Origin of the sequence: Shewanella avicenniae (genome assembly GCF_017354945.1) — a bacterium.
Taxonomy (GTDB): domain Bacteria; phylum Pseudomonadota; class Gammaproteobacteria; order Enterobacterales; family Shewanellaceae; genus Shewanella; species Shewanella avicenniae.
In genome coordinates this window covers 86,029-99,323 of sequence record NZ_CP071503.1, presented here as the reverse complement: position 1 = coordinate 99,323, position 13,295 = coordinate 86,029, and the positions used below count along the sequence as shown (strand labels likewise).

General features: G+C 41.9%; 9 protein-coding genes and 1 pseudogene. 5 read left to right on the top strand and 5 right to left on the bottom strand.

From position 1 onward, the window contains the following. The first annotated feature begins 973 nt into the window (after positions 1-973). From JYB87_RS00445 to JYB87_RS00435, 3 genes are all read left to right on the top strand, one after another. Positions 974-2,878 carry a HAMP domain-containing methyl-accepting chemotaxis protein gene (locus tag JYB87_RS00445; protein WP_207354971.1) on the top strand — a complete coding sequence of 635 codons (1,905 nt, stop codon included), beginning with the start codon at positions 974-976 and terminating at the stop codon, positions 2,876-2,878. Between the two features lie 26 nt (positions 2,879-2,904). Continuing rightward, positions 2,905-5,082 (top strand): putative bifunctional diguanylate cyclase/phosphodiesterase, encoded by a 2,178-nt coding sequence (locus JYB87_RS00440; protein ID WP_207354970.1) that lies wholly within the window; start codon positions 2,905-2,907, stop codon positions 5,080-5,082. Positions 5,083-5,522: 440 nt separating this feature from the next. Then, positions 5,523-6,679 (top strand): IS3 family transposase gene (locus tag JYB87_RS00435; protein ID WP_207354969.1). Its coding sequence is split into 2 segments (ribosomal slippage): positions 5,523-5,760 and positions 5,760-6,679, totalling 1,158 coding nucleotides; the frame shifts between segments, so codons are not numbered across the junction. A 33-nt stretch (positions 6,680-6,712) separates the two neighbouring features. On the opposite strand, the gene JYB87_RS00430 is transcribed toward JYB87_RS00435, so the two are convergent. The 5 genes and pseudogenes from JYB87_RS00430 to JYB87_RS00410 all read right to left on the bottom strand — a co-directional run bounded on the left by JYB87_RS00430 (position 6,713) and on the right by JYB87_RS00410 (position 10,192). Next, positions 6,713-7,534: a trypsin-like peptidase domain-containing protein gene (locus JYB87_RS00430; protein WP_207354968.1), complete on the bottom strand. Its 822-nt coding sequence runs from the start codon at positions 7,532-7,534 to the stop codon at positions 6,713-6,715. Between the two features lie 63 nt (positions 7,535-7,597). Beyond that, a complete protein-coding gene (locus JYB87_RS00425; RefSeq protein WP_207354967.1) occupies positions 7,598-8,518 on the bottom strand; it encodes a hypothetical protein in 921 nt (306 codons plus the stop codon). 436 nt (positions 8,519-8,954) lie between these two features. After that, a complete protein-coding gene (locus JYB87_RS00420) occupies positions 8,955-9,173 on the bottom strand; it encodes a hypothetical protein (protein WP_207354966.1) in 219 nt (72 codons plus the stop codon). Positions 9,174-9,194: 21 nt separating this feature from the next. Then, positions 9,195-9,563 carry a hypothetical protein gene (locus tag JYB87_RS00415; RefSeq protein WP_207354965.1) on the bottom strand — a complete coding sequence of 123 codons (369 nt, stop codon included), beginning with the start codon at positions 9,561-9,563 and terminating at the stop codon, positions 9,195-9,197. A gap of 43 nt (positions 9,564-9,606) precedes the next feature. Then, positions 9,607-10,192 (bottom strand): annotated as a pseudogene (locus tag JYB87_RS00410) (tyrosine-type recombinase/integrase). A gap of 110 nt (positions 10,193-10,302) precedes the next feature. Here JYB87_RS00410 and JYB87_RS00405 point away from each other — a divergent pair. Together JYB87_RS00405 and JYB87_RS00400 are read left to right on the top strand one after the other, a co-directional pair. Further along, positions 10,303-12,006 (top strand): class I SAM-dependent DNA methyltransferase, encoded by a 1,704-nt coding sequence (locus JYB87_RS00405; RefSeq protein ID WP_207354964.1) that lies wholly within the window; start codon positions 10,303-10,305, stop codon positions 12,004-12,006. After that, positions 11,996-13,288, top strand: a complete 1,293-nt coding sequence (locus JYB87_RS00400) for a restriction endonuclease subunit S (RefSeq protein ID WP_207354963.1) — start codon at positions 11,996-11,998, stop codon at positions 13,286-13,288. Before JYB87_RS00405 ends, JYB87_RS00400 begins: the two co-directional genes overlap by 11 nt. Positions 13,289-13,295: the final 7 nt, after the last annotated feature.

Here is a 13,295-nt window from a genome sequence, read left to right as displayed (position 1 = left end):
TCAGTAACTGGAACTTAGGTGCTTTTCGTAATTGTATATGGGCGTCCTTAAACCCGTTAACTTTTTAAAATCCTCATATTCCCCAAATTTGATCAAATTAGATCTGCGGCCTTGAACTACTTTGGCGTATTTTTGCAATATTTCCTGTTCGTCCGGCATCAACTTTTCAAAGATGCTGGGCTTGAACGGAAATGGTGTAGAAGCCTCACATCGCTGAAGAATGTCATCAATAAAATCATGATTAACTCTTGAATTAACTGCGAGTTCTCTTTGCGCCTCAATTTTCGCATAGGCGCCTTCCCATCCCAATTCGTCTATTGCACGCAGTGCTCCGAGTGTGTGCAGAGCTCACAGTCTATTTTCTAACGATTTTTTGAACAATATCGAACGTTGATTTTCCCTAACCGAAAGTCCGTTTTTGGGGAACGGTTTCCTATGGTTTTTTGGCGAATATTCGACTGTTTTGATGTAGGTGGGGTTGGCTGAGAGGTCGCCCTGGTAAGGCCTGATTTCTATAGACACTCTGTAGTATTACTAAAATTTGCTCAATCAGTGTGTATCACACCTAGGCTAAATTCATGACGCTGACTTTCAATGGGGCAAATACGTGTTACATCTTTTTGGGACAAAAGCGCCTTAGCGAAAACACGAATTTGGACAATAGCGCCTCAGCGAAATCACAAATTTGGATACTTTCGTGCTACGAGTTAATTGTAGTTGCCCCCACCAATTGCGGACTAGATTCTAGGAAATTAGTAGCAATTTACAGAACTGTCTGGGCGGTAAACTTAAGAAAAATGTGATGAATACTGATTTATATCATAAAAACACAAAATTTTTGTGGGATTTCTTGTGAAGAGAACAGACCTAATCTAGCTTTGTAATTTGCAAGAGACTGCACAACTAGTAAATACGATTTGAAGAACGTGTATGTTTGTTGAGCGTTAAATAATAATGGACTGTGAGCAACGCAATGAACAATTTATCAATTTCGCGACAGATGGGCTTGGGTTTTGGGATGGTAATAGCACTTTGTTTGGCTATTGCCTTAACAGCCTGGTACAACATGCACAGCATGTCTGAGTCAAGCGAGAAAATGGCTGAAATCCAAGAAATTAGCAAAGTAATAACCGAAACAAAATACACTAGGGAAAACTACCTACGCACAGTCGACGAACAGTTTAAGAATGCGTTAGCTGAACATATCAGACACATAGATGTCTTGTTAAAGTCTGAACAAAAAAAGTATTCCTCACTAGTTGAAATCAATCTTATCAAAGAAACCATCTCTACCTTAGAAGAGTATTCCGTTGCCTATCAACAAATGACTGTTGAACTAGATAACAAAAATTCAAAGATAAAGGCTACTGCTGCTCTGGCAACATCCCTTATCGAACGTTTAAGCGTGGCTACTGACCATTTAGAAACGCAGCGAGGGAAAGATATCACAGTACTTGAATCAATCTCGCATCTCAAATCAGCTTCTATTCATATGATCGAAATTGACAAATTGGCTAGAGGATGGCTCAGGGCTGGGACTAGTGATCACACAACAAATGAATTAATTCAAAAAGAGGTTAAAGAGGTTCAAACTCATGTTGGAGACACTTTACTTCTATCTGTTGCTCAAAAACAGTCCGTAACTACAGATGTAGAACAAATGGCAGAAGCATTTAATGCCTTAGTTAAAATAGATCTTGCCCTTAATAACTTATCAGATAAATACAACGGTGTAGCTTCAAATTTGCGTAAAGAAGTGCAACAACTGTATTCCTATCAGCACGATTCAACTGATGAAACTAGAGTATTTGCATCTTGGCTTCTTTTTATCGCAGCATCAGTATCAATCGCTATTGGCATATTCGCATCTATTAAAATTACCAGTCGCATTGCTGGCCCGTTGCATGAACTGGCAGAAATTGCAGTAGCAATTTCTAAAGGTGACCTGACGAAATCAGTTAGGGTTATCCGTAAAGATGAAATCGGCATGCTTCAATCGGCAATATCAGATATGACCGTGTCGTTAAAGGAACTTATTGGAAACGTTGCCTCTGGAATTTCTGAACTTTCTTCGGCTGCTACTCAGCTATCTGCTGTCACTGAACAAAACCAATCAGGCATGACAAAACAACATCAAGAAGTCGAACAAGTTGCAGCAGCAATGAACGAAATGACTACCACAGTTCATGATGTTGCGCGTAATGCAGAGCATGCAGCTGAAGCAACAACAAACGCTCAAAGTGTGACAGAGCAAGGGGATAAGGCAATTCATGAGACACAGAGGATTGTTGCTGAATTAACAGCGGAGGTTGATAAGACATCTGAAGCTATGGATGTACTGGCTAAACAAACCGAAAACATAGGTTCAGTACTTGAAGTTATTAAAACAGTTGCCGACCAAACTAACTTATTAGCTCTCAATGCAGCGATTGAAGCTGCTAGAGCCGGAGAAGCTGGACGAGGCTTTGCGGTGGTTGCCGACGAGGTTCGTAATCTTGCGAAGAGAACACAAGATTCAACGTCTGAGATTGAGTCTATGACCCAACGATTACATGCAGAATCTGAACGAGCTTTAAGTAGAATGGCAAGTAGCAAAGATATTGCATTTGCCACAGCAAGCAATGCGACAAATGTCGGCGAAATGTTCAGCAGAATTGCAAAGGCGGTTAATGACGTGCAAATGATGAATCAGCAAATAGCTACTGCCGCTGAAGAGCAAAGTGTTGTCGCTGAGGAAATAAATCGCCGAATCGTTGAGGTTAATGAAATTTCTGATCAAACAGCAGAATCGTCGTTGGAGGTTGCGTCTGCATCTGAACGTTTGGCGGCACTGGGCGCTCAACTGAATGGCGCCATATCAGGTTTTAAAGTTCGCTAATAACTCTTGCTTGTGAGGAAGTTGAAATGCTGAGTGAGATGTTCTTAGAGCTAAATCCTCGATTTTTTAAAGTAAAAATAGCTGCTCAAATAAGATTAAATAAGATTTTGTTTGATGGACAATTTCTTCAATTAGAATCACTTTTGCCATCATTGCAGCAAGCAATGGCGAGTCTAAGTGATTTCGGGCTAGTCGTATCCTTTTTTTCAAGGGCCGACATTGAGCAATGCTCAAATGCTCATGTTAAAGACTTTTGGCATAGAGCTGAAACTTACGGAAAAGATAACGTAATTATTCCGTACTTTAAAAAAGAATGTCGTACGTGTAAAAAAACTAAAAAATGCAATCCTGCGGGATATTATCCACTATTTCGTGGTGAAAAATTATTTGCTTTGATGTGTGTTGACGGTAAAAATTTAGTGGATCGTTTGCGCGTGAGTTCTTGTCTAGATGACTATTTCAAAGACACCGCAGCTAAAATATCCCATAGAGTGTCAGATGACTTACGCAGTGAAAACCTATTTGTTGCCGATCAGTTAGTTAGCACAGCTAGAGAAGCTGTTGTAATCACAGATCTTTCAGGAACAATTCTCAGAGTTAATAAATCATTTACTCGTATTACGGGCTACGACACTGGTGATGCCATAGGTAAAAACCCCAAAATTTTGAAGTCTGGTAAGCAGAGTAGTGAATTCTACAAAATATTGTGGTCTGAACTTCAAACCAAAGGCTATTGGTCAGGAGAATTTCTTAATCGCGATAGCAAAGGAAACGAGTATTCTCAAAAAGGTACAATCGTCACACTTTACAATCATATGGGTAAGCCAATGTACTACGCAGGCTTAATGGAAGATGTCACGAAACTGCGAGCCCAAGAAAATAAACTTACTCAATTAGAGCAGCGAGATCCCTTAACATCTCTACCTAACCGCAACAAGATTCAACAAGATTTTGATGATTTTATTATTAGAAATCATAACAATAGACAATTGATGTTTATGCTTATTGGACTTGACGACTTTAAACACATCAACGACGCAATGGGTCATAGCGTTGGGGACAACTTGCTATCCGCTGTTGCAAAGAGATTACTCAAAACAGTGAGTGATGAAGCAATTTTGTATCGATTCGGCGGCGATATGTTTGCCATAGTCGCAGAGCATCATGATGAAAAAACGATCACATTGGCTGAGTCAATCATCAGTTCTATGTCTTCACCATTCTACGTCAATTTTAGATCCTTAAGTGTAAGTTGCAGTATTGGGATCGCTATACGTTTAGCAAATGACGAGATTTTAGATCAACTTGTCAGTCGTTCTGAAATTGCAATGTACTCGGCAAAAAGGAATAACAAGCGTTCGTTTGTCTTTGCAACTGAACAATTAGATCAGGAGTTGTATGAAAAAGTTCAGCTTAAAGCCGAACTGATTAATGCCCTGACCAAAAATGAATTTCATCTAGTTTATCAGCCTAAATATTCAACTAACACACTAGAGATGGTTGGCGCTGAGGCGCTAATTAGGTGGGAGCACCCTGAGTTGGGCTTCATTAGCCCCGTAAAATTTATCCCTATCGCAGAGAGCTGTGGCCAGATCATAGACATAGATTTTTGGGTGATTAGAAGCGTTATTGAGCAGATAGCTAAATGGCGGGTTGGTGGGATTCTTTCCTTGCCCATAGCTGTGAATATTTCCATGCCAACATTTATACGCGAGGGATTTGTAGATGAAGTTGAATCTCTACTCGATGTTTTTCAAATAGCAGGTCATTTTCTAGAATTTGAAGTAACAGAACGCATCGCAATGAGTGATCAGGCTAAAGCTCTTGAAGTGTTGCAACGTATCAAAAATCTTGGAATTTCAATATCTATCGATGATTTCGGAACAGGATATTCTAGTCTTTCTTACCTGCATACAATGCCATTTAGTAAGCTTAAAATTGACCGTTCGTTTGTCTCGGGGATTGACCAGTCTGAAACAAAGCGGGGGATCACTGGTGCAATCACCGCAATGGCCAAAGTGCTGAAGATCACTACTATTGCGGAAGGTGTAGAAACGAAATCTGAAATCGATTACTTGAGGTCAATTGGATGTGATCAGATACAGGGATTTTTAATGTGTAAACCCATGTCGCTGAGTGATTATGAAGAACAAGTTCGTTCAACGTTGGGGACTTTATCCATCAAGCAGTTAGAAACAATTTGAAATACGATACCTAAACCCACTAACCCAGAAGCAGAAAGAACCTTCACTTTAGGTATTTGACCCTTGCTTTTCGCCACATAGGTAATTATTACCGATTTGCAACAGTTTAACTGCCGAGAATTACTCGGCAGTAGGTTGAGAAGCCATGTGGAGCTTTTTAATACCACATGTACACGCTCTAAATCGTTTCGCAAATACGTGTTACATCTTTTTGGGACAAAAGCGCCTTAGCGACGCAGGCTTAGGCAGGAACATTTCGGAGTTAAGCCTTAACTCAAACGCGCTTGTTTCGGATAAATAATTCTATGGATTAACGCCGCAAGCAATGGCCGTAGCCTAGGGACAAAGCCCCCATCGGAGGTCCAGCCCACGAAGTGTGAATAGCCACTGATTTCCTAGACACCTTTTAGTTAGATAAACTAGCTAAAAAAGAGGTGTCCATGAGCAATAAACGTTACCCCGAACAATTCAAAATCGAAGCAGTGAAACAAGTCACTATTGCCGGCCATTCTGTTGCTGACGTTGCTCAGCGTTTAGGTACCACCACACACAGTCTTTACGCTTGGATTAAGCGCTATGGTCCAGATTCCGAGGAACACCTTCAGCAGTCTGCTGAGTCCGCCGAAATTCGACGACTACAAAAAGAGCTTAAGCGCGTTACTGAAGAACGTGACCTGTTAAAAAAAGCCGCGGCGTACTTCGCAAGCCACCCCGAGTAAGATACGCCTTTATCCAAGAACATCATCACAGCCACTCTGTACGACAACTGTGTCAGCTGTTTGATGTTCATCCGAGCGGGTATTACGCGTGGAGGAGCTGCGCAAAGTCGAAGCGACAACGTGACAATGAACGACTTACAGGTCAACTCAAACAGTGTTGGCTTGAGTCTGGTGGCGTCTATGGATACCGCAAACTTCATCGAGATCTGCGTGATCTTGGTGAGCAATGCGGTATTAATCGCGTACATCGCCTGATGCAGCGAGCGGGATTGCGAGCACAAGTTGGTTATCGCAAGCCTAGAGCTCGTAGTGGTGAGCAGCATGTTGTAACACCAAATCGTTTAGAACGGCAATTTAACCCCTTAGCGCCGAACAAAGCGTGGGTGACGGATATTACCTATATCAAAACACATGAAGGTTGGCTCTATCTTGGCGCAGTGATGGACTTGTTCTCACGTCGCATTATTGGTTGGTCAATGGGCAGTCGTATCACCAAAGAGCTCGCGCTAGATGCTTTATTAATGGCGGTATGGCGTCGTAAACCTGATGGCAAAGTGCTGGTTCATTCAGATCAGGGAAGCCAATACACCAGCCATGATTGGAATGAATTTTTAAGTGCTCATGGCTTGGAAGGTAGCATGAGCCGTCGAGGCAATTGCCATGATAACGCCGTAGCTGAGAGCTTCTTTCAACTGCTGAAACGTGAACGAATTAAGCGAAAAATCTATGCGACAAGGGACGACGCAAAGATAGATGTGTTTAATTATATTGAGATGTTTTACAACCCAAAACGACAGCATAGTTCCAATGATGGGCTATCACCGTTAGAGTATGAACGTCAGTATTTTAATGAGGCTAAAAGTCGTCTAGTGAAGTAGTGGCGATTCAGTGGGCGATGTTGGCTTGCCTTGTTAGATTTCAAACGATGATTTCCCAATGTACTTGCCAAGAATGATTTCTTGAATTGCGCTTTCTTTCCATACAATGCCAAGTTGGGCTTGGAAGTCATCAGCACCAACCCTGCCGGAATAAATACCTACAAACCTTCTTGCCTCACCAAACAGTGCATCTTGAAGGCCGGTGCAGCCCTCGGGGACGCAATAGCCATTATGCTGGGCATATACAGGTGATCCTGACATCCCCTCCCGCGTTGCAGTATCAATATAAAATTTGGGGAGCTTATCTAGATCTATGTCTGGCTCAGAAGCAATGCTACCTCTTTTCCATATAGGAAATTTAGCTCCGCCACTGAGGCCCCTAGGGTATCCAAGAACAAAGACATCAAGGCTTGGCCGCAGAGTTATTTGTTCTAGCTCTAGTTCTTCTGAGTTAGCAGCTTGTAGCATACAGCCATCGATACCTATAGGTATTGCCACAGCATCTACATTGTGTCCATGTTCAGGGTGCTCAAACCAGACCGGTTTATCATCTTCATATAAATCTAGGATAAGAGCTTTCCAGCGTACTTTAGATTCGTTACTAGGTAGGACTGTATCCGTGTTGGCATCTGTAGGAACGTGAAGTACGAGCTTGTTTGGAAGTGCGACATCCGGTGATATGGCCTTCAAAGTATCTGGTCTACGACCAGTTACATTGTGGTAATTTGTGATCAAGAAGGTTTCATTATTCATTGAATAAATAAAGGCCGTACCAATCCCAAAATCGACATCTTCGTAACGAAGGTCAATTTTCAATGGCACCCAGCTCAATTTTTCTTGAATAGTTGCTGGCACATACTTTCCTTAATATCTAAATTCAATTGTGTAACCCCGTAGCGGTCCCACACCAATATTTTGTTATGCTTTTATGTCCCATGCCCAGTAGTCTCGGTTGGTTGGGTCAGCTGATAAATATGGTGTATCAATGCCTAAGGTAGCCGCGATAAGCTTGGTATTGAATGAAACAAATTCGAGACTATAGTTTTCTTCTGGATAAGAATAACCGATAGGATGACCACCATATTTGGCTTCATGAAATAATTCGTTTCTTTGAATGCTTAGCGTACTTCGCTTGCCTGTAGAGTCAAGCTCAGCCCAGAGAGGTAATTTTAAATTATATTTTTTGGCGAGCTCCACAGGGCGACCTGCGTGATATTTAGCTTTTACACCAGCAAGATTATAAAGGCCATCAAGGACTTTATATTGTGCTTCAAATTGATCCCATTCAAAGTGGTGACTTTGGCCAAGTAAAAACCAATGAATGCATGCAAACATCTGATTTCTTTGTTCGAGATTGCTTGAAGTGTAAAACTTATTGATAGTTTCCATCCCATTTGCATAATCATTACCGGACATGAGTAAACCGTTTAATTTCCCTGGCTTATACGCTGTACGGCCTAAATATGAATACCCTTCGGGAGTAAGGTATAACCCTTGTAAGAAACCATAACTTAATATTAGGAATCTCAAGTGCTCATCAGTACATGAGTTTGATGTGATTTCGTGTGTAGGGTCAATCTTGAAAAAAGGAACACAGTTAATTGGTCCTCGATTTTTGAACTTTGTATTTTCTGTTGGTGATTTCTTGAGTTCTTGTTCTGGCCCATAAAACCAACCATTACTCACATGTACAGATTGGTAGAATCCCTTCAGAACATCATCAAACTTAGAAACTGGTGCAATCTTAATGGAACTAAATTCAAATGATTTATCATCAGGTAGGAAGCTAAATTTCATGGTTACACCGTTAAAAACAAAATGATCATAACGCAACGGCATTCTTCCGTGCCCGTTGCCGTGGGCTTGTTTTGTGAGTGGCAGATTACATAGGAGGTGCGCATGATGATGGACAATTTGACTTCCTTGTATCTGAACTCTCCGTATTCAGCCAACATTGAGAATGTTTGTTCCTCACTTGAATCTGGCTGGCGGTGGTTGCGTGCAAGCTCGCTTGACCTGCGATGCTAACGCTTCAAGCGTGCCTGAAAAGCATAAGCAATTATTCAATTATTTATGTAGCCACTTTGTATCATACTTAAATTTGGTCAATCTTTGTACGTCATATTTAGCCTCAAACCACAATGTAGAATCGATATGGGGCAAAACATCATTATGCCATGGAGGCAGACACATGATTGGGCACTGAAAAGGGAAGGACCCATTCTAGCTATTCTCTCCTACGAGCCAACTTCCAGCACAGGGGAAACGATTCACTTTAGCGCGGTGAGACAGCTCCACCTGATAAAAACTTAATTGTTTTTTTTGGCTTTTTACCCTTCATTTTTCTTTCTTGATTTCTAATTATTTTAGTTTTAATTTGTTTTTTCTTTCTGCGCAAAGTTCGTTTAGAAAGGAATAACTGTATTGCTTCGTCTCTGGTTAAATGTGGTTCCCTTCTGAGGATAGCATCAATACTTTCATTTATCGTCGTCATTTTCTCTGTTATCCATTTAAATTACTTGGTTTTACCCCAGTCCCTGACACTGATTACTGCTACGAGAGAGGACATGATTCCCCCATGTGATTTTATTATTTTTGAACGTTTCTTCTTTTTCTTAGGCTTATTCAAGGCTGCTTGTCGGAACTCTTTAAGAGATTCCAATTCAATCTGTCTTGCTTTAAATAAAGCTATTGCCTCTTTTATTGTTACGTTATTTTTAGTTCTAAATTTAAGTATTGTGTGTCTGTCATTTTTGTCGAATGAAGCCAATAGATGAAAGTCAGGGTCTTGGAATGCTTTAACCTCTGGTGTTGAAACTAATATGTTATCAGCGATGGCTTCAGTTTGAGGGGGCATTCGATTTTTTTTGATGATTTTTACCATAATGGACACACCCAATACATATGGAATGCTGAAATATGGTCTGTCACGTTTCGCAATTTTCCGAAATCGTTAACGCATCCTCTATTTCAACACCAAGATACTCAATCGTACTCTCTAACTTAGCATGCCCAAGAAGTAGTTGAATAGCGCGTAAGTTCTTAGTTTTGGCATAAATCAAAGAAGCTTTAGTTCGGCGCATTGAGTGCGTGCCGTATTGACTGATATCAAGCCCAAGATCACCAATCCAACGATTTACCAATGTCAGGTAATAGTGATACGACAAGTGCAGTCCTTTGCGACGGTGACTGGGGAAAAGGTAATCTGCCATTTCTAATTGGTTGGTGAATATCCACTGCGATAAGGCTTGCTGTGTTTTCGGGGTGATTTCAAATTGGACTTCTCGCCTTGTTTTCTGTTGCCGAATCATTGTTCTCGATAAAACAGTGCCACTGCGGGATACATCTCGAACCTTCAGACTGAGTAAGTCACAAGAACGCAGTTTGCTATCAACCCAGCGATAACTCCTCAAAGCGTTTTTCTAACTCAAGCCGAATGCGAATTCTCCAAATATCCTCCAGTTTCAGCGCTTTCTTCTGCCCAACACGTATGCCCTTGTTCCAAGCGTCCATAATATGTCCTCTTTTTAATAGAAAACATTTAAAGTAAGGCACAAACCAATGAAAACATGCCAATTTCGAGGTATTGTTTTTCGATCTAAACGTCACAAAAGTTGCCAAAGATGAACGAACTGGAACAAGAATTTCTAAAATCATTAGAAAAGAAGCTATGGAATGCCGCTGACAAACTCAGAGCAACGCTCGACGCCGCGCAATACAAACATGCTGTCTTAGGGCTAATCTTCGTCAAATACGTCTCAGATGCCTTCTCCATGCGTCAGGATGAGATTAAGGCCGACCTCACCAACCCAGAGCATGAGTATTACTTAGATCCGGCTGATTTCTCAGAAGATGAATTGGCGGAAGAGATCGCCACCGAACTGGAAGTTCGCGATTTCTACACCGAGAAAAACGTGTTTTGGCTACCGACTGAATCGCGTTGGAAATTCCTGCAAGACAACGGCCCGCTGGTGATTGGCGGTGCTGATTTGGTGATTGACGGTAAGCCTAAGAAAATCACCTCTGTCGGTCACTTGATTGATAACGCGCTGGAAGGGATTGAACGCGATAACCCAAAACTCAAAGGCGTACTGAACAAGCACTATGCGTCGCTCAAAATCGATCAAGCCAAGCTGAATGAGCTTATCAACCTGATTGCGACGATCCCGTTCACGCACAAATCACTTAACAGCAAAGATATTCTTGGACATATCTACGAATACTTCTTGGGTGAATTTGCCCTTGCTGAAGGCAAGAAAGGCGGCCAGTTCTACACGCCAGCCTCTATTGTGACCCTGATTGTCGAGATGATTGAACCATTTGAAGGGCGCGTCTATGACCCTGCAATGGGCTCAGGCGGCTTCTTCGTGCAGTCAGAAAAGTTTATTGAGCGTTATGCCGGTAAAAACGCTATTGATCCGCTGACACAAAAGCAAAAGATTTCTATCTACGGCCAAGAGTACAACTACACCACATGGCAACTGGCGGCGATGAACATGGCCATCCGTGGCCTTGATTATGACTTCGGCAAAGAGCCTGCCAGTACCTACACCAACGACCAGCACCCTGATTTACGTGCTGACTTCATCATGGCTAACCCGCCATTCAACATGAAGGAGTGGGATACCGGCATTGATGATAATGACCCTCGTTGGAAATACGGTAGACCACCTGCGGGTAACGCCAACTTTGCGTGGTTACAGCACATGCTTTACCACCTCGCACCGAACGGCTCGCAAGCATTGTTATTGGCTAACGGCTCAATGAGTTCGACCACCAATACTGAAGGAGATATCCGTAAGAATTTGGTCACACATGATTTAGTCGAATGTATGGTGGCGCTGCCAGGGCAACTGTTTACCAACACCCAAATTCCTGCCTGTATTTGGTTTTTAACCAATAACAAAGGTGCTCGTACCGATAAAGCAGGCCGTAAGCTGCGTAATCGTAAAGGCGAAGTGCTGTTTATCGATGCTCGCAACCTTGGCTATATGAAAGACCGCGTATTACGTGACTTCACCATGGACGATATTTCTAGAGTTGCTGACGTATTCCACGCATGGAAAACTGGCGACGTCGTAAATGGTGTGAGTTATGAAGACCAAGCGGGATTCTGCAAATCCGCCACGTTGGAAGAGATCACCAAACACGATTTTGTGCTGACACCGGGGCGTTATGTCGGTGCTGCGGATGAGGAAGATGATGGTATTCCATTTGCGGAAAAAATGGCGACCCTGACCGACAAACTCAGTGAGCAGTTTGCTGAGTCCGCCCAGCTAGAAGCGGAGATTAAGAAGAATCTAGCGGGGTTGGGTTATGAGCTTTAAAACCTACACTCTAGGGGAAGTTGCATCCAATACATCTAGACGCTTTAACTTTAAAAACAAAGAGCAAGTCTGCTTTGTGAATACAGGTGATATTTTAGATGGTCATTTCTTAGTTAATGAGAAAGTTTCGAGTATTGGATTGCCGGGACAGGCAAAGAAAGCAATACAAAAGGGAGATATCCTTTATAGCGAGATTCGTCCCGGAAACAAGAGGCATTTGTTAGTCAACACAAACGTTGATGATTATGTTGTATCCACTAAGTTCATGGTTATTACTTGCAGTCAAGATATTGTTATTCCTGAATATTTATATTTGGTATTAACAAGCAAAGAATGTGAGGCTGAGTTTAAAATTATAGCAGACTCACGGTCAGGAACGTTTCCTCAGATTACATTTGATGCCGTTGCATATTACCCCGTAGAGCTCCCCAGCCTTATTCAGCAAAGGGCAGTTGTTGAGTTTATTAGATCAATAACAGGGAAATTAAATTTAAACAACCTAACCAACCAAACCCTAGAAGCCATGGCGCAGGCCATTTTTAAATCCTGGTTTGTCGACTTCGACCCCGTCAAAGCCAAAATGAATGGCGAACAGCCACAAGGCATGGATGAAGCCACTGCCTCGCTTTTCCCCGATAAGCTAGTTGAGAGCGAGTTAGGTTTGATACCTGAAGGTTGGGCAATCAAACCGATTAAAGACCTTTGTACCAAAGTCCAAAATGGTGGAACGCCAAAAAGAAATGAAAACTCATATTGGGATGACGGCACTATTCCATGGTTAACTTCTGGTGAGGTTCGCCAGTCAATTATAACTGCGGTTGAAAATAGGATTACCCAATTAGGTTTAGATAAGTCTTCTGCTAAATGGGTTCCTGAGCTTTCAACGCTTGTAGCACTCTATGGTGCTACCGCTGGAGAAGTATCCTTAACATCAATACCTTTAACAACGAACCAAGCTGTATGTGCATTAATGCCTAAAAAAGAACACCAGTGGTATAACTATCTTCAACTCAAAAATAGAGTTGCTGAGTTAGCTGGAAAGGCTGTTGGATCTGCGCAACAAAATATTAGTAAAGGGCTGGTTGAAAGTACGGAAGTATTGTCCGTGCCTGACTCATTGTTAGAAGCATTTAACTCTCAAGTAGAAAATCTCTTCAGGCTTCGTATCTGTAATTTGAATGAAAATGTTGAGCTATCAAAACTGCGAGACACACTGCTTCCTAAATTGCTTTCCGGCGAAATCGAGTTAGCCAACACTGAAGATATGGCAGAGGTGAACTGATGTCTGG